We start from the raw sequence: 16,866 nt of genomic DNA, 5'->3' as shown, positions 1-16,866 counted from the left end.
GATGAAAATTTTTAGTGCATGTTTGGTATTGATTGTAGTCGTCTTCAGTACAGTAGTTGAAGCGAAACTATACAAATGGGTGGATGACAAGGGTGTGACCCATTACGGTGAAGTCATCCCTCCGGAATATACCCACAAAAGTAATGTGCTATTAAACGATAAAGGGCGTTTAATCAAACGAAACGAGGAAATAAATAATACAGAGCGGCGCGCCAATGAAGAAGATGAGGCTAAGAAACGTATTGATAATGAAGCTAAAATTGAATTAAGTCGCAAAGACAAAGCGTTATTGAACACTTTCAGTAATGAGAAGGAAATTGACCTGGCGCGCGATCGCAACCTGCATCAAGTAGAATCACTCATCAGCAGCATACAGTCACTGCAAAGAGCAGCCCGGGAGAGCTTGAAAAATTACCAGCAGGAAGCAGAGGGAATAAAACGCGCTGGCAGAAAGATTCCCGTTTCATTGCAAGCCGATATTACTGAGGGTGAGAATAAATTAGCTAAATTGCAATTAGACTTGGTCAAAGCTCAAGAAAAGGCAGCTTCGGTTAAAGCGAGTTATGAAGCTGACAAGACGCGCTTCCGTGAGCTGAATGGAAGCGCCAAGAATAAGTAAAGTGAAGGGCACTTTAAATTTCCTATGCTCCTTCCCAATTTGCTGCATGACAAGGCCTTATTGATGATAGGCAAGGATTGGCCGAGCAGATAGAAGCGGAGAAGGCGTTATCCGTAACGCAACATAAAGGTTGGGTTTTGAGAGATAACCGCTTCAGCGTAGAAGTGCTAACTGAAAGGCAGGCAATGTTCCTGCTTGTACGGCAGGCTTATGAGAGAAACAACAGAACAAAATAAGCCGAGTTCGACTCTAGCTTTCTTCTGAAATATTTCAATAAGAGGCTTAATGCAGTGCCTCGAAGCTGGTCTTTAATGTTCCCTTTCGGATAAACACTAGATGGTATTTACAGTCTAACCTTAGATAGCTCAAATTTTAATTATTCACGAAAAATCCATGTTACTCAGGTGAAGCGGACAGCATTGTTACTTGCATTTTTGCCATGGCTTTTTGCTCAATCTGGCGTATGCGTTCGGCTGACACGCCAAATTCATTTGCGAGATCATGTAGCGTAACAGTGTTGTCCTCGCGAAGCCAACGAGCTTCAATGATGCGACGGCTGCGTTCGTCCAAGCTCGCCAGTGCGCGTGTTAAGCCTGTGTTTTGCTGCATTTCAAGTTGTTTGTGCTCAAGGACGCAAGATGGCTCGCTATCAGCAGCAGATGCCAAGTAGGTGATAGGCGCAAAGCTAGTATCATCTTCTTCGTTTGTAGCTGGCTCCAGCGCCACTTCATGACTATTGAAACGGGCTTCCATCTCTAACACGTCGCTTGTGCTGACCTTCAGCTGCTGGCCAATTACACTGGCTTCTTGCGGTTTAAGTGAGCCTAATCCCTGTTTCATGCTACGCAAATTGAAGAACAGCTTGCGTTGAGCTTTTGTGGTGGCAATCTTGACAAGGCGCCAGTTACGCAGAATATATTCATGCATCTCAGCGCGTATCCAGTGCAGTGCGAACGATACTAACCGCACACCATGATCTGGGTCGTAGCGTTTGACTGCTTTCATTAGGCCGATATTGCCCTCTTGGATTAAATCTGCTTGTGGTAAGCCATAACCAGCATAGCCGCGCGCCACGCTAACTACTACACGTAGGTGCGAGACGATAAGCTGGCGTGCCGATTCCAAGTCATTATCGCGACTGAAGCGGATTGCTAAGCCTAGCTCTTCATCATGTGTAAGTAACGGGAAACGATTCACGGCCTGTATATATTGGTCTAAGCTACCCACTGTCAAGGGTGTTGGCAACGTTAAAGTGTGATTCATGGTTATATCCTCTAAAGTGTAAATTTTAGCACTCAATGCCATCGAGTGCCAACTCGTCTTGTAAATTAAATTGGCGAACAGGCTACTTAGTTTCTAGTCACGGCAAATTTGTTCTCCAATTTAAATCACCACTCAGTCGAGTTGAGTTACAAGTCATCCCTAGATGATCGAATGCTAAATGTATTTTTGCATAACTGTTGTATTTTTGAGCAACGTGGGTTTTTTATTGGTGATTAGAATTGCATAACGCTGACCGCAAAATGGTACAGGTGGTAGATATTTTTGGGGTTGTTACTTGTGCGGATACGGCTTCGACTTTCATCGAGATTCCAATCGGTCACATAAATGATAGTGATTCAATTCGAGGATACGCATTGGCTGCGCTTGATTTAGTAGAGTATCGGCATGATGCCTTTGTCCTTGATATCGATGCCATCCAGCAGCGGAAGGAATATTCCGCTGAATTGAATTCGCTTAATCCGTCGGTCGCCACAGTTCAGCCTACTTTACAATGAGGTGTGCATCTATATGTACGAATCTTGGGAGTGAATCAAGCCTGTCAAAAAAATAGCAGAAACTTGATCTATATCAAATCGACTTTAATTTATCCGCGTAGATTCGCGATCATTCACTACCCGATTTTTGCTTCCATAAAAATCCGTATATTCAGGGTGTGACTGACTGTGGTATGTACTGAAAAATTAGTTTTTGCGGCATGAAATATTGTTGTTTTTTTGTTTCAAGTTAGAGTAGTGAATGAAAATTACTCGGATTGATGCCTTAACATAAAACCGAGAAAATAATTTAATTTAAATTAACATAGGGGTGACTAAATGATGGAAATCAAGAACAACATAGGCAGGCGCAGCTTTCTGAAGCTGTCTGCCACCGCCGGACTCGCTGTAATGGCCAATAACGCCTTTGCAGCTTCACCGTTTCTGAAGCCGTATGTCGTTGACAACCCTCTGAAGTCCTACCCGAATAGAGACTGGGAGAAGGTTTACCGGGACATGTTCCATGTTGACAGCGAATTTATATTTCTGTGTGCGCCGAATGACACGCACAACTGCCTGCTCAAGGCCCACGTAAAGAATGACGTCGTCATCCGCATCTCGCCGTCGTACGGCTACGGAGATGCCGAAGATATGGATGGAAACCGTTCCAGTCACCGGTGGGAGCCGCGGATCTGTAACAAGGGCATGGTCATGAACAGAAAGGCCTATTCTGACAGGCGGCCCAAGGGCGCGATGGTCAGAACCGGCTTCAAGGCTTGGGCAGAAGCGGGCTATCCGCGGACGGGCGCAAACGGCTTCCCCGATCAAAAGTATCTGCAACGCGGCAAAGAGCCCTTCATCAAGCTGCCCTGGACCGAGGCGTACGCGTTGGCCGCTGGCGCATTGGAGAACATCGCGCGGACCTATTCCGGCGACAAAGGCGCTGCATTGCTGACGCGTCAAGGCTATGACCCGGAGATGATTGCGTCGATGCACGGCTGCGGCTGTAAGACCATGAAATTCCGTGCGGGGATGGCCGCCCTGGGCGTGTTACGAATCTATTCGCTGAAGCGGTTTTCGCAAGGATTGGCACTGCTGGACGCCTATGTCAGAAATATTGGGCCGGACGAAGCGAGCGGCGCCAAAGTATTGGACAGCTACTCCTGGCATACCGATCTGGCGCCCGGATGTCCTATGGTGACTGGCCATCAGATGTTGGATTACGAGTTCATGGTTTATGAGCACGCCAAGCTGATTGTATTCTGGGGAAACAACTTCGTCTGTACCAAGATGCCTGACCTTCATTGGGTCAGCGAGTCACGGCTCAAGGGCTGCCATATCGTCGACATCTCCATCGACTACCACGCGACCGCGAACAAGGCGGATGACGTCATTATTATTCGGCCCGGTACGGATCCGGCGCTGGGTCTGGGTGTGTGCCATCTGCTCATCAAGAATAATCAGTACGACGAGAATTATCTGAGAGCCAATACGGACATGCCGCTGTTGATCAGAACGGATAACTGGAAAAACCTGAAGGCCTCGGACATTTTTCCGGACTACAAGCTGGCCGAACTGACGCACCATCTCAAGGTGATGAAGCCGGGTGAAAATCCGACGCAACCGGTGGCTTTCCAATCCACGGCCTTTGTTTCAGAAGAAGTCCGCAAGTTCTGGGGCGACAATGTAGTATGGGATAGAAAGACCAACAAAGCCGTGCCGCTGACGCGGGATGAATGCGGCGCGCGCTATGCGGCGAAGGGCGTTGACTCCGCGTTGACCGGCGATTATGAAGTGACCCTGGTCGACGGCAAGAAGATCAAGGTGACGACTGTGTTCCAGTTGCACAAAGAATACCTGGAGGAATACACGGCCGAGAACACCTCGATCATGACCGGCGCTCCGATGGAAGCCATTGTTGACCTGGCCAACCTGTTCCACAAGCACAGAGGGCAAGGCATCATCAGTACGGGTGCGGGTACCAATCACTACTTCAATTCGACCCTGAAGGATCGTGGCTTCATGCTGTTATCGGCCCTGAGCGATAACGTTGGCCATATTGGCGGATGTACGTTTGGTAACTACGTGGGTAACTACAGACAGTCCGTCTTTGGCGGGTTTGGTCAGTACCTTCTGGAAGATCCGTTCAATCCTGAGCTGGATGGCCGTAAGATGGTCACCAAATTGGCGCACTATACCGATGACGAATCGGCCCACTACTACAACTATGGCGATCGGCCTTTACGGAACGGAACCCGGTTGCTGACGGATCCCGGCCATATGCCGGCACCGACCAAGGTGTTGTGGCAAGCGAACTCCAACTCCTCACTGGGCAATGCCAAAGGTCACTACGACATGGTCGTCAATACCCTGCCGAGATGGGAAGCGATCTTCTACAGTGACTGGAACTGGACGGCATCGTGCGAATATTCCGACATCGTCTGGGGTGTGGACTCCTGGTTGGAAAACAAGCATACCGACATGGCCTGCTCCTGCTCCAACCCGTTCCTGACCGTTTCCCCGATCACCCCGTTGAGACGGTTCCAGGATACCGTAGGCGATGCTGAAGTGCCTGCTGGCATCTTCAGAGCCTTTACCGCGCTGACCGGTGATCAACGGTTTGCCGACTACTTCAAGTTTGTGGGCACCAACCCGGCCGGCAATCCGGCAGACCGGGATTCCGAAGTTTATGGCCAACGGGTTCTCAACGCCGGCTCTGCCACCCGCGGGATGGTTTTTGCTGAAATCCGCGAAAAAGCCAAGCGCGGCGTTCCGACCATCTTCATGGCCAGAACCTATCCGAGAATCAGCGGCTGGGAACAAACGGCTGAAGGCGGCGGCTTGCCCTGGTACACCAAGAGCGGTCGGTTGGAATTCTACATGGATGACCCGCGGTTGATTGATGGCGGCGAGAATCTTACCGTGTATCGTACCCCGATTGATTCAAGCCACTACGAGCCGAACGTCATCGTCGGTAACAGCCGTGCGTTTGCATTGATGGAAACCCCTGAAATGCGCGGTCTGGAAAGAATGGGCAACAGCCTCAAGATTGCCGAGAACCGGCAAGGTCGAAATGTCATCCTGACGACCAAAGAGCTGATGGCGACCACCCATCCGCTGCGGCCGCACGGGTATGAGTTCTGCTTCAATTCACCGAAGTACCGGCACGGCGCGCACACCACTCCGATTGATACGGACTTGATGACCCTGTGGTGGGGACCGTTTGGCGACATCTACCGTCATGACAAGCGTCAACCGTCCGTGGGTGAAGGATTCGTGGACGTCAACCCGCTCGACGCCAAGCGCTTTGGTATCGATGAAGGCGACTACATCTGGGTGGATGCGGATCCTGGCGACCGTCCTTACAAAGGCTGGAAAGAAGGCACCCCGGAGTATGCGCTGGCCCGGTTCATGGTCAGATGCAGATACTTCCCCGGTATGTCGCAAGGTTCCATGCGGATGTACTACAACGCCTATGCTGCCACGTATGGCAGTATGGAAGGTGCGCGGACCCGGGCGGATGGATTGGCGAAGAGCCCGCGGACCAACTATCAGGCCATGTTCCGCTCCGGAAACCACCAAAGCTGCACCCGCGCGTGGATTAACCCGACTAACACGACGGACACCGTGGCCAACAAGAAGGTCTTCGGGCAGGAAATCATTATCGGGATGCAGAATGACGTCCACTGCGCCAATGGTTCTCCCAAGGAATCGTATGTGAAGATCGAGCTGGCTGAAAAGGGCGGTGTCAACGGCGGTGTTTGGCATATTGCCGCTAAAGGCTACCGGCCGACCTACGAGAGCCTTCAGATGAGGACCTATCTCCAGGGCGGGTTTATCAGCCGCTAATGACGGTGTGCAGCCGCCGCCCTGAAGCGGGGCGGCGTTCTTGAAATTGTGAAATAATTTTGTAAATGGAGATCTACAATGGCAAAAGTTAGAAATTGGCAGCTGGGCAGGGAAATGGATTACCCCTACGAAGAAAACAGGCCAGGTCGGCAAGTATCGATGCTGTTCGACCTGAATAAATGTATCGCCTGTCAGTCGTGTACCATGGCGTGCAAAACGACCTGGACGGCCGGTAAAGGCCAGGAAACCATCTTCTGGAATAACGTGGAATCGAAGCCTTATGGATTCTATCCGCTGGCCTGGGATGTGAAGGTTCTGGCCCTGCTGGGAGAACAGGCGCAACCGTGGTCGGGTAACAAGTACAACGGCACGACGATCTTTGAAGACCTGGGCATGAACCAGCGGATCAAGGGCTATCTGCCGGATGAAATGGACTATGCGCATCCGAACCTGGGTGAAGATGAGTGTCTTAAGATCCTGGATGGCGAAGGGGACTATATCAAGGGCCCGACGCATAAGAACTGGGGTTTTTTCTTCCCGCGGATATGTAACCACTGTACCTTCCCTGGCTGCCTGGCGGCGTGCCCGAGAAAGGCGATCTACAAGCGTCAGGAAGACGGGATCGTGTTGATTGATGCGTCCCGCTGCCGCGGATACAGAGAATGTGTTGCAGCCTGCCCGTACAAGAAGTCGTTTTACAACGACACCACCCGGACCGGTGAAAAGTGCATCTCGTGCTATCCGAAAGTAGAAGCGGGATTGATGACGCAATGCGTGACGCAATGCATCGGAAAGATCCGTCTGTTTGGCTTCAAGTCAGCCGATTACGATAAGATCAACAGCAAGCAAGTGCGGGAAAACAACCCGATCGACTTCCTGGTGCACGTGCGGAAGATTGCACTGCCGATCTATCCACAGTTTGGTACTGAGCCGAACAACATGTACCTGCCGCCTGTTCATGTTAACCCTGATTTCCTGTCCCAGGTATTTGGCCCCGGCGTTGAGAACTCCATCAAGCAATACCGGAATGCTGGCAAGGACAAGGAGCTTCTGGCCGCGTTGTTACTCTTTGGAACGACTGAACGGATCTGCGACACGTTCAAGCTTGAGGGTAATGAGACGGTTGGTTATGATCCACAAGGCAAAGAAATTATCCGGGTTCCGTTGACTGAGCCTGTCTACATCAGGCAGGTCAAGAACTTGAAGACCGGCGCATTTCTTACCAATAACTCATAAGGGGCGGATGATGAAAAAACTATTAATAGCTGCGTCACTCTTGATGATTCCGGTTGCGACTCCCGCCTTTGGGAGTGCTGCTGCGCACGGGCCGGCACAAGATTTGGCGATTCCAATTATTGCGGTTGATAACCCTGGCCAGTATGGGGGTCACGCGTTCCATGGTTCCTTCAAAAGGCTCCCACCCGTCCGTCTGGATGGGGGGGAAACGTATAACGAGGGCGTCATCAAGTCCAAGGCAGTCAAGGGAGAAATCCCGATGGACCCGCTGAACCGGACCTGGCATCAGGAAGATCCAGTCAGGGAAACGTCTTATAATCAGTACAATCAAAGCTGGGAGCAAGCCCCGGCCACGATCTGGAGTGATGCTTCGGCCACTGAAGTTCCCATGGGGCCGCAGAACATCGTGATGCCGGGTTTAGTCGTGGCGTCCGTGCCCTTGGTGAAGATCAAGTCTATCCATAATGACAAGGATATTGCCTTCTTGTTGACGTGGTATGACGCAACCAAGTCTGAAACGGAAGTCATGGAAGACAAGTTCTCTGATGCGATCGCCATTATGTTCCCGGTGAATGCAGGATCGGAGCCCTCCTTCATGATGGGTGACGAAGAGAATCCGGTTCACATTGTTTACTGGAAGGCCGCCTGGGAAAGGGATATCGAGTTTGGATATCAAGACGTCAGGGATGCTTACCCCAATTACAACTATGATATGTATCCGGAAGTGATCCCGGCAATTGGTCAAACAATTGACACCCCTATCAGACGTTATAATGAAGGTCAGCGGCAATATCTGGCGGCCTTCAAGCTCAGAAACCTCAGCAGAGTTGACCCTGAGCGGTTAACACCGGTGGAAGAGCTCAATGCGGTTGGCTACGGAACACTGACCCGGCAGGCTCAGAATAATGCAACCGCCAATGGCGTCAGACGGTTTGGCTACTGGTCGGTTGTCATCAAACGTCCGTTAAACTCCGGTGATGCTCAGGATGCCGTGCTGAAGCCTGGCTCCAAAACCATGATGGCGATTGCTGCCTGGGATGGCAAAAATCACAATAATGGCGCTGGCGGCAACAGGGGACCACGCAAGAACTATTCAAACGGAGGCTGGATACCGCTTGAAATTGAATAGTCGTAATTGATTGACATGAGGGGGGCGGCGTTAAAACGCCGCCCCACTTTTTATTTAAGGGGATAGAATGTTAACGACGAAATCGGAAACAGAGTTGGCCCTCGCGAGGGCAGATGTTTACAGGTTTTTATCAATGGCCTTTGTCTATCCAGACAAAGATAGACTCGCCACTTTGCACGAACTTGCCGCCGATCTGGATAGTTCAATCAACCTGCTTCCTTATGATATGAAGGAAGAGTACCAGGCCTTTACCAGTCTGATCGAGACCGTCGACGTGACCGCGCTCCAGCCGGATTTTACCGAAATGTTTTTAACCCGTATGTTTTGCCCGTCGAGTGAAACCACCTATGGGAAAAACAGCTTCAATCAGCCGAATATTCTGGGCGACATCAGTGGCTTCTATAAAGCCTTTGGTTTTGTGATGAAAGACGATGCCGGGGTTTCATTTGATCAGATCACCGTCGAGCTTGAGTTCATGAGCTTTCTGGAATTGAAGATCGCCTATGCCCTGGACCAGGCGATGGAAGAAAATATCGATATCTGCCTGTCTGCGGAAAGACGGTTTCTTGAGCAGCATATCGGGAAATGGACCGGCGTGTTCGGTGAAAATCTGGCGGCGAGAGCGAATGAAGCCTATTACCGGAACCTGGGTCTGTTGTTATCAAAGTTCATGGGTTCGGAACTCAAGTTCTTTGGCATTGAAGTAGACAGCCGAATAAAAGAATTGCCCAAATCTGATTATGAGGGACCGGTGGATTGTCCTCAACAGACCGGTAACGAAATGGATGAGCCGTTGCCGCTGCATTAGGGGGGTATTCGTACCATTTAAATTGTGTATATGTATAGTAGCCGAGAGCTCGGTTGTGTGTCGTGCTAATGTCATTTTGTAGATCTTTTTTTGAAAAAAATGTATCTTACTGTCCGATCGCTGAATTAAGGAGTTATTCATGGACAATGGCAACGTGATGGGAAGGCGCAAGTTCTTTAGCAGATTTTTCCCTGTTCTTACAGAAACGATCGTTGAAAAAACTAAAGACGAGACAAAAATATCGACCAATACGAGCGTTATCAGGCAAACGCCTACCCTCGATAAGATCGAAGTGGTGGAGGGAGCTCAGGAGGATGTCGGAAGAAAGTACCCTTGGGTTGGGATGTGACCTCATTTATGGAATTGAAAGGGTCGCATGCTGGGAAAGCTACATATAATAAAGTCAAAATAGGTTGTCAGCCTTGAGCAATGTGTTGGCTAAAATGATTATAAAAATAATTGTTTAGTCTTTAATAACCAGAGAGCGATTGAAGATGGGGTGATCAACCCTATCATGAAGATAATTATTTATATCACGAGAATGTTTAAATGACGAAAACTATTGAAATAAAGAATATGAGGGACACCCGGACAGTGGCTGCGCCAGCGAAGGATTGCGGATATTTCCATGGCTGTCAAACATGTGACGAAAATGATACGTGTAAGCTGGATCGTGCTGCTCATAAAAAATGGTTGATTAATAAGCGGATGGCGGATATTAAGTATAAAGTTCTTGTCGGCAGTAACAAGGGCGGCGTGGGCAAAAGTACCACCACGGTTAACCTCGCCTGTGCCTTGGAAAAACTGGGTTACAAGGTTGGCTTGGCGGATGCCGATCTTCATGGGCCAAATATTCCAAAAATGCTTGGAATTGAAAATGTAAGACTTCGCGGGGATAAAGACGGTATAGCTCCGCACATCATGCCTGCAGGGTTAAAGGTTGCGTCTTTGGGTTTGTTGATAGAAGACCAGAACGAGCCAGTTGTCTGGAGAGATGCGGTAAAGTACGAATTTATCATTGAGCTCCTTGGGAATATTACTTGGGGGAAGCTCGATTTCCTGATAATAGATCTACCACCCGGCACGGGAAATGAACATATTACGATCATGGATTTTATTCCCAATCTGGATGGGGTTGTTGTTGTAAGCACTCCGCAGGATGTTGCGCTTCTTGATGCAAGGAAAATGATCTCTTTTGTAAAAGAAAGAAATACACCCATTATCGGAATTGTTGAAAACATGAGCGGCTTGATCTGTCCACATTGTAGTGGTGAGATTGACGTATTCAAGAAGGGCGGAGGAGAACGGGTCGCGAATGAACTGGGCGTGCCCTTTATTGGCGCAATCCCGCTCGATAGCGAGATAACCATTTGTGCGGATAAAGGTGTTCCCGTTGTGCTGGCTTATCCAGAGTCTCCTTCAACCAAGGCATTTATGGCGGTTGCCGAAAGATGTGCGAGATTTTTAGGCGCTCATCCAGAACAGGAGGGCAGTGGGGCGGCTGCGGAATTCAGTCAGGTTGCGAATGTAACCGCAGGGGCTGCAGTTCAATCAATAGTGAGTTAAGGAATGAATATTCATGCTGTTCGCCGGTGGCATGGCCTTGTTGGAGCTGCTATCGTATTTTTTTTAGTTTATCTTTTGGTGTCAGGGTTAGCTATAAATCATGTCGAGATACTTAAATTAGATAAGCGGGAAGTAAGCTCTCCTTGGCTCATGCGTTGGTACGGGATTCATGTTGCTGATCCAACTCAAGGGTATTTGCTTGGTAAAAATTATTTATCTTGGGATGACGATAAATGGGTTTTAGACGATAAATTATTGTCCAGTAGCGTGGGACAACCAATTGGAGCAGTCGAGGTTGGGGGTATTAATTATATTGCGACTGCCACTGCCCTTTATGGGTATCAATCGGATGGACAGTTGCTAAATAAGGTGGAAAAGCAATCGTTACCCGCTTACCCAATTTTGGCGCTGGGTAAAATGGGTAGCAATGTGATGCTGCAAACTCCTTCTGCCGTATTTGCTAGTGTTGATGGTCTGAATTGGGAAAAATCAAGTAGTACCGGAATGACGTTATCTGCTTTACAAGATCTTCCTGCTGATGTTAAGCGCCGTTCGGCTGACATTCTTGCATCGGGTATACCGCTACAGCGTATATTGCTGGATGTGCATAGCGGCCGTATTTTTGGGCGCTATGCGATATGGGTGATGGACATTGCGTCGCTTGTATTGTTTGTATTGGGTTTAAGCGGATTTTGGCTTTACTGGAGGCTAAGGTAACTGGGTTTAAGCGGTTTTTTATACTTTTGTTTACAGATAATTTTTATTGTAAATAAGCCAAGTTGGCACGAGAATACGAGCTTCATTATTGTAGTTAAGATTAAAAAGTCATGCGAATTCAAATTCGGCATGTAAATTAGTATATGGCTGGGAGCTGGTTTATCCCGATTTATAACCTATGGTGTCTGCTTTTCTCGCATCGTTTTTATACGTGCACTGTCGATCTGAACATTAACCTGAGGTGCAATTTATTTGCAGGACGAGTTTCTGAATATAGATATTGCAGCAAAGTCACATTAAAATGATGTCGTATTGCTCTTGGCTATATAAGCTTTCTACCTGTAGTGACACCGGTTTGCCGATAAGATCAGAAAGCTGAGCTAAGCTTTGTGATTCTTCGTCGAGAAACAGATCGATGACCAGTTGCGAAGCCAGAATGCGATATTCACGAGCGTTAAATTGACGCGCTTCGCGCATAATTTCACGCACAATTTCGTAGCATATGGTCTGTGCGGTTTTTACTTCACCTCGTCCATCGCAGGTGGGGCAGGATTCGCACAGTATGTGAGCCAGACTTTCGCGTGTGCGTTTGCGTGTCATTTCCACCAGCCCCAAAGCGGAGAAACCATTTACTGTTATACGGGTGTGATCGTTCGCCAGCGACTTCTTGAATTCTTCCAGTACGGCATCCTGATGTCCCTGATTATGCATGTCAATAAAGTCGCAAATGATAATGCCGCCCAAATTTCGCAGGCGTAACTGGCGCGCGATGACTTGTGCAGCATCCAGATTTGTCTTGAAGATTGTGTCGTCAAAATTACGCGAGCCAACGAAGCCACCGGTGTTAACGTCGACCGTGGTGAGTGCTTCGGTCTGGTCAATGATGATATATCCCCCCGACTTGAGGTTTACGCGGCGTGATAGCGCACGCTCAATTTCCTCTTCTACTCCATACAATTCAAATAGCGACCGCTCGCCGATATAGTGCTCCAGCCGCGACATCGCACTGGAGATAAAATCCTGTGCGAAAGCAGCCATTCGCTGATAAGTTTCGTGTGAATCCACCAAGATGCGTGTGGTGCTTTCGTTAACGAAATCGCGCAACACGCAGAGGCTAATGTTGAGTTCTTGATATAGTAAAAAAGGAGCTGTGGATGTTTTCGCCTGTTCTTGGAGCTTGATCCACAGCTTGTTGAGATATCCCATATCGGCGAGCAACTCTTTGTCTGTCGCAGACTCTGCCATGGTACGGATGATATAGCCTCCGCTGCTATTATCAGGCAGTAACTGTTGCAGCCTGGTGCGCAGTAGTTCGCGTTCGGCTTCATTCTCAATGCGTTGCGATACGCCGATGTGCGATTCCTGCGGCAGAAACACCAGCAGACGTCCGGCGATACTGATCTGAGTGGAAAGTCTGGCCCCCTTGCTGCCGATGGAGTCCTTGATAACCTGTACCAGCAGGCTCTGTCCCTCATACAGCATTTTCTCGATGGGCTTAGCCGTATCGCTGTTATTACGGTTTTCCCAGATATCGGCAACATGCAGGAAAGCAGAGCGTTCCAGTCCAATATCGATGAAGGCGGATTGCATGCCCGGTAGTACGCGTTTGACGCGCCCGACGTACACATTGCTGACAATTCCCAGATGACTGTCGCGCTCAATGTGGAGTTGTTGCACGATTCCCTGTTGCATTACTGCAACGCGGGTTTCTTGCGGGGTGACGTTGATTAGAATTTCGTCATTCACAGAATGGGATAACCGAATATTTGTAGCAGCTCAGCCGTTTCGAATAGGGGTAGGCCCATTACACCTGAGTAGCTGCCGTCTATGTGTTGTATGAATGCCGCAGCGTAACCTTGGATGGCATACGCACCAGCTTTATCTAGTGGTTCGCTGGTGAGGATGTAGCGCCGGATGCGCTCTTCGCTAAGCGTGGCAATAGTAACTGTACTGATCGATAAACGTATTTCTGTACGTTCTTCGAAGGTAACTGCGACCGCACTCAATACTTGGTGTTGACGTCCCGAAAGAACTCGTAATGTAGCCGAAGCTTGTTCACGACCTTGCGGCTTGCCAATAATCTTGCCGTCCAGAATAACGCTGGTGTCGGCAGCCAGAACTGGGAGTGGGGGTAAATTGCGGAATTGCAGAAACCTCCATCCAGCATTCACTTTCTCCTGGCAAACCCTTCGCACGTAAACTTCTGGTGATTCATCTGTGTGCGGAGTTTCATCCACATCCATCTTGCGGGATGTGTTGGAACGTAATAACAGCGTTTCAAAATTAACCCCGATTTGCTTTAGCAGTTCTCGGCGGCGCGGGCTTTGCGAGGAGAGATAGATGCGAGGGTGGGAAATCATGGCTCTTAAAATCCTGTATTAGCGGGCCGCATTATTCACGATGATAAGGGTGATTGTGCAACAAGCTGTGGGCGCGATACAACTGTTCCGCCAGCAATACGCGCACCAGGCCATGCGGCAGTGTCATAATCGACAGCGCTAGCAGCTGCTGCGCACTGTTTTTTACTGACTCGTGCAAGCCATCCGCTCCCCCAATGATGAAGGCCACATCGCATCCGCTGCCCATCCAACCTTGCATTTGTTGCGCTAACTGTTTGGTGGAGGACTGTGCGCCGTGCTCATCCAACGCGATGCGCAGAACATCCTTCGGCAGAGCGGCTAATATACGCTGCGCTTCTGCCTCCATCATCTGCATTACGCTTTTGCCGGTGGTTCGCGGCTCCGGCTTTATTTCTATAAGTTCGATATGAGCCTCGCGTGCCATACGCTTGGCATATTCGGTGAAACCTGCGGTAATCCAAGCTGGCATCTTGTGCCCGACTGCCACCAACCACAGTTTCATTTTGGCTCGCTAGCCGCTTTAGGCGGCAGATGCCTCATACTCCATAGCTCTTCCAACTGGTAGTAGGCGCGCACTGCAGGCTGCATGATATGCACCACCACTTCGCCAAAATCAACTAGTACCCACTCCCCGCTTTCTTCGCCTTCTATGCTGAGTGCTGGCTCGCCGCGCAGCTTGAGTTGCTTGGATACATGGTCAGCTAAAGCTCTGGTTTGACGCGGTGAATTGGCGCTGGCGATCACCATGCGCTCGAATAGCTGACTCTTTTTGCTGGTATCGAGTACACTGATATCATTGGCCTTTATATCTTCCAATGCGGTTACTACGGCCAGGATTTTTTCTTCAATGGTTAGCATGTTAGGTATATAGGTGATGTAATTGAATGTAATCGGCTACTACGTCTGGTAGCAGGTAATGTATGTTTTTATTTTCGGCACAACGTTTACGAATATCAGTGGCGGAAATTTCCAGGGCAGGCATATTCACCACCAGGATCGCTCCGGCAGGCGAGTCACGCAGAATGCGGGGCGCCGGAGCGAGGCGAGCCCTGTATTCATCGCGCAAAGCCTCGTTAGCCCCATTTATGGCATTGCCAAGTGGGTGTCCGACACGCTGCATGACCACTATGTGCGACAGTTCAAATAAGCTTTTCCATTCATGCCAAGAGTGTAACAGCAGGAAGGCATCGCCGCCCATCAACAAACACAGCGGCTGCTGCATACCGTGCTCGGCACGCAGCGCAGTAAGCGTCTCCACCGTATAACACGGATCGATGCGATAAATTTCGCGTTCATCCAGCATGAATGCCGCGTTGCCTTGTAAGGCCAGACGAACCATATCCAGACGTTGTACTGCGCTTGCATGCGGCGCATTGCGGTGCGGCGGCGTACCGCTGGGAATGAAGTGTATCGCAGCCAGATTGCATTGCTCCAGCGCTTCCTGTGCCAAGCGCAGATGACCATTATGGACGGGATCAAACGTGCCGCCCAAGATACCGATGGGGGCTTGGTTCACAGGTTATAGCACCAATCGGCGAACATCCGACAATACTTTGCCAAGATAACTCGTGAAACGTACTGCCTCCGCACCATCGATTACGCGATGATCATATGACAGCGACAGTGGCAACATTAGCCGCGGTACGAATTCCCCCTCTTTGAACACTGGCTTTATGCTCGCCTTGGACACACCCAGAATAGCCACTTCTGGCGCATTAATAATAGGTGTAAACGCTGTCCCGCCGATCCCGCCCAAACTGGAAATAGTGAAACAGCCACCTTGCATGGCGGTTGCGGGAAGCTTTTTCTCCCGTGCCTTAGTGCTAATCTCGCCCAACTCCTTGGCCAGTTGAACGATGCCCTTTTGATCCACATCACGTAACACGGGCACCATCAAGCCATCCGGTGTATCCACTGCCACGCCGATGTGAAAATATTTTTTCAGCACCAAGTTTTCACCGCTAGCATCCAATGATGAATTGAAATCCGGGTATTGTTGCATAGCTGTCACCACCGCCTTGAGTAAGAAAGCCAGCGGAGTAATTTTAATTCCCTGTTTTGTGTATTCCTCGCCAAGCTCCTTGCGGAAAGCTTCCATCTCAGTGATATCAGCCTCATCGTGCTGGGTAATGTGCGGTATGGAGACCCAGTTGCGATGAAGATTGGCACCAGAAAGCTTTTTGATGCGCGAGAGCGGCTTGGTTTCGATGGCACCGAACCTGGAAAAATCCACTACCGGCATAGCTGATATCTGCAAACCGCTGCTACCCGAGCCGCCTTGCGGTTGTGCAAGCGCAACTTTAACGAAGCCCTGTACATCATTTTTGGTAATGCGTCCCTTTTCTCCGCTGCCTTTTACGCGCGTAAGGTCAACCCCCAGTTCACGCGCAAAATGCCGAATGGACGGACTGGCATGCGCCTTGCCTGTAGGGCTGCTTTGAAAACCGGTTGGCGCCACAATGGGCGTGGCAGTCGGTGCTGTAACAGGAGTTGCGGCAGCTGGATTTGCAGCTTCTTTTACCGGAGCCGGTGTTGTGGGGAGGCTAACTACAGCTGACGTTTCCGTTGCACTGGTTTCCATCGATAAAATCAGTGTACCTTCTGATATTTTGTCGCCCACTTTAACGCTAACATTCTTCACCACCCCATCAAATGGGGCAGGTACATCCATCGTAGCTTTGTCAGTTTCCAGGGTAAGCAGGGACTGCTCAGCCTTAACCGTATCACCCGCTTTTACCATTACTTCTATTACCGGCACATCTTTAGAATCACCAATGTCCGGCATCAGTACTTGTTTGATTTCTGCCACGCGTGTCTCCTGTCCG

General features: G+C 49.6%; 16 protein-coding genes. 9 read left to right on the top strand and 7 right to left on the bottom strand.

Annotated elements, in window-relative coordinates; genetic code table 11:
* Position 1: 1 nt before the first annotated feature.
* Positions 2-619 carry a DUF4124 domain-containing protein gene (locus W01_RS08640; protein ID WP_173053849.1) on the top strand — a complete coding sequence of 206 codons (618 nt, stop codon included), beginning with the start codon at positions 2-4 and terminating at the stop codon, positions 617-619.
* 396 nt (positions 620-1,015) lie between these two features.
* Here W01_RS08640 and rpoH read toward each other — a convergent pair whose 3' ends face one another.
* Entirely contained in the window at positions 1,016-1,882 is an 867-nt protein-coding gene (rpoH, locus tag W01_RS08635; RefSeq protein ID WP_173053847.1) for an RNA polymerase sigma factor RpoH, read from the bottom strand.
* A gap of 239 nt (positions 1,883-2,121) precedes the next feature.
* Between rpoH and W01_RS08630 the strand changes: the two genes are divergently transcribed.
* From W01_RS08630 to W01_RS08595, 8 genes are all read left to right on the top strand, one after another.
* Positions 2,122-2,397, top strand: coding sequence for a hypothetical protein (locus W01_RS08630; protein ID WP_173053845.1), 276 nt, complete (start codon positions 2,122-2,124; stop codon positions 2,395-2,397).
* Between the two features lie 318 nt (positions 2,398-2,715).
* Positions 2,716-6,225, top strand: a complete 3,510-nt coding sequence (locus W01_RS08625) for a molybdopterin-dependent oxidoreductase (protein ID WP_173053184.1) — start codon at positions 2,716-2,718, stop codon at positions 6,223-6,225.
* Positions 6,226-6,303: 78 nt separating this feature from the next.
* Positions 6,304-7,461, top strand: a complete 1,158-nt coding sequence (locus W01_RS08620) for a 4Fe-4S dicluster domain-containing protein (RefSeq protein WP_173053182.1) — start codon at positions 6,304-6,306, stop codon at positions 7,459-7,461.
* Positions 7,462-7,468: 7 nt separating this feature from the next.
* Positions 7,469-8,590: an ethylbenzene dehydrogenase-related protein gene (locus W01_RS08615; protein ID WP_173053180.1), complete on the top strand. Its 1,122-nt coding sequence runs from the start codon at positions 7,469-7,471 to the stop codon at positions 8,588-8,590.
* A 67-nt stretch (positions 8,591-8,657) separates the two neighbouring features.
* The gene (locus tag W01_RS08610; protein WP_173053178.1) at positions 8,658-9,398 is read left to right on the top strand and encodes a TorD/DmsD family molecular chaperone; all 741 of its coding nucleotides are present in this window, start codon (positions 8,658-8,660) and stop codon (positions 9,396-9,398) included.
* Between the two features lie 139 nt (positions 9,399-9,537).
* Positions 9,538-9,747, top strand: a complete 210-nt coding sequence (locus W01_RS08605) for a hypothetical protein (RefSeq protein ID WP_173053176.1) — start codon at positions 9,538-9,540, stop codon at positions 9,745-9,747.
* Positions 9,748-9,947: 200 nt separating this feature from the next.
* Entirely contained in the window at positions 9,948-10,964 is a 1,017-nt protein-coding gene (locus W01_RS08600) for an Mrp/NBP35 family ATP-binding protein (protein WP_198421272.1), read from the top strand.
* A 3-nt stretch (positions 10,965-10,967) separates the two neighbouring features.
* Positions 10,968-11,681, top strand: a complete 714-nt coding sequence (locus W01_RS08595) for a PepSY domain-containing protein (protein WP_173053843.1) — start codon at positions 10,968-10,970, stop codon at positions 11,679-11,681.
* Positions 11,682-11,972: 291 nt separating this feature from the next.
* Here the strand turns inward: W01_RS08595 and rng are convergent, their stop codons facing one another.
* Genes rng through aceF form a run of 6 tightly spaced genes read right to left on the bottom strand, consistent with a single transcriptional unit; the run spans position 11,973 to position 16,850 of the window.
* Positions 11,973-13,427 carry a ribonuclease G gene (rng, locus tag W01_RS08590; RefSeq protein ID WP_173053841.1) on the bottom strand — a complete coding sequence of 485 codons (1,455 nt, stop codon included), beginning with the start codon at positions 13,425-13,427 and terminating at the stop codon, positions 11,973-11,975.
* Entirely contained in the window at positions 13,424-14,041 is a 618-nt protein-coding gene (locus W01_RS08585) for a Maf family protein (RefSeq protein WP_173053840.1), read from the bottom strand. The genes rng and W01_RS08585 overlap by 4 nt, the downstream gene beginning before the upstream one ends.
* A gap of 31 nt (positions 14,042-14,072) precedes the next feature.
* A complete protein-coding gene (rlmH, locus tag W01_RS08580; protein WP_173053838.1) occupies positions 14,073-14,543 on the bottom strand; it encodes a 23S rRNA (pseudouridine(1915)-N(3))-methyltransferase RlmH in 471 nt (156 codons plus the stop codon).
* On the bottom strand, positions 14,540-14,899 hold the full coding sequence (gene rsfS / locus W01_RS08575; protein ID WP_173053836.1) for a ribosome silencing factor: 360 nt from the start codon (positions 14,897-14,899) through the stop codon (positions 14,540-14,542). Before rsfS ends, rlmH begins: the two co-directional genes overlap by 4 nt.
* A 1-nt stretch (position 14,900) precedes the next feature.
* Positions 14,901-15,557 (bottom strand): nicotinate-nucleotide adenylyltransferase, encoded by a 657-nt coding sequence (gene nadD / locus W01_RS08570; protein WP_173053834.1) that lies wholly within the window; start codon positions 15,555-15,557, stop codon positions 14,901-14,903.
* 3 nt (positions 15,558-15,560) lie between these two features.
* Positions 15,561-16,850 (bottom strand): dihydrolipoyllysine-residue acetyltransferase, encoded by a 1,290-nt coding sequence (gene aceF / locus W01_RS08565; protein WP_173053832.1) that lies wholly within the window; start codon positions 16,848-16,850, stop codon positions 15,561-15,563.
* Between the last annotated feature and the right edge of the window lie 16 nt (positions 16,851-16,866).

The sequence above is a fragment of the Candidatus Nitrotoga sp. AM1P genome (assembly GCF_013168275.1).
Lineage (GTDB): Bacteria > Pseudomonadota > Gammaproteobacteria > Burkholderiales > Gallionellaceae > Nitrotoga.
The sequence above is the reverse complement of the archived record's forward strand: the minus strand, read 5'-3'. Positions and strand labels throughout refer to the sequence as shown.

Bases quoted from the DNA above. Each gene is read 5' to 3' on its own strand.
- W01_RS08615 (WP_173053180.1), top strand. From the start codon at position 7,469: ATGATGAAAAAACTATTAATAGCTGCGTCACTCTTGATGATTCCGGTT.
- W01_RS08600 (WP_198421272.1), top strand. From the start codon at position 9,948: ATGACGAAAACTATTGAAATAAAGAATATGAGGGACACCCGGACAGTG.
- W01_RS08620 (WP_173053182.1), top strand. From the start codon at position 6,304: ATGGCAAAAGTTAGAAATTGGCAGCTGGGCAGGGAAATGGATTACCCC.
- W01_RS08585 (WP_173053840.1), bottom strand. From the start codon at position 14,041: ATGATTTCCCACCCTCGCATCTATCTCTCCTCGCAAAGCCCGCGCCGC.
- rpoH (WP_173053847.1), bottom strand. From the start codon at position 1,882: ATGAATCACACTTTAACGTTGCCAACACCCTTGACAGTGGGTAGCTTA.
- W01_RS08625 (WP_173053184.1), top strand. From the start codon at position 2,716: ATGATGGAAATCAAGAACAACATAGGCAGGCGCAGCTTTCTGAAGCTG.
- W01_RS08595 (WP_173053843.1), top strand. From the start codon at position 10,968: ATGAATATTCATGCTGTTCGCCGGTGGCATGGCCTTGTTGGAGCTGCT.
- W01_RS08640 (WP_173053849.1), top strand. From the start codon at position 2: ATGAAAATTTTTAGTGCATGTTTGGTATTGATTGTAGTCGTCTTCAGT.
- rsfS (WP_173053836.1), bottom strand. From the start codon at position 14,899: ATGCTAACCATTGAAGAAAAAATCCTGGCCGTAGTAACCGCATTGGAA.
- rlmH (WP_173053838.1), bottom strand. From the start codon at position 14,543: ATGAAACTGTGGTTGGTGGCAGTCGGGCACAAGATGCCAGCTTGGATT.
- W01_RS08610 (WP_173053178.1), top strand. From the start codon at position 8,658: ATGTTAACGACGAAATCGGAAACAGAGTTGGCCCTCGCGAGGGCAGAT.
- W01_RS08605 (WP_173053176.1), top strand. From the start codon at position 9,538: ATGGACAATGGCAACGTGATGGGAAGGCGCAAGTTCTTTAGCAGATTT.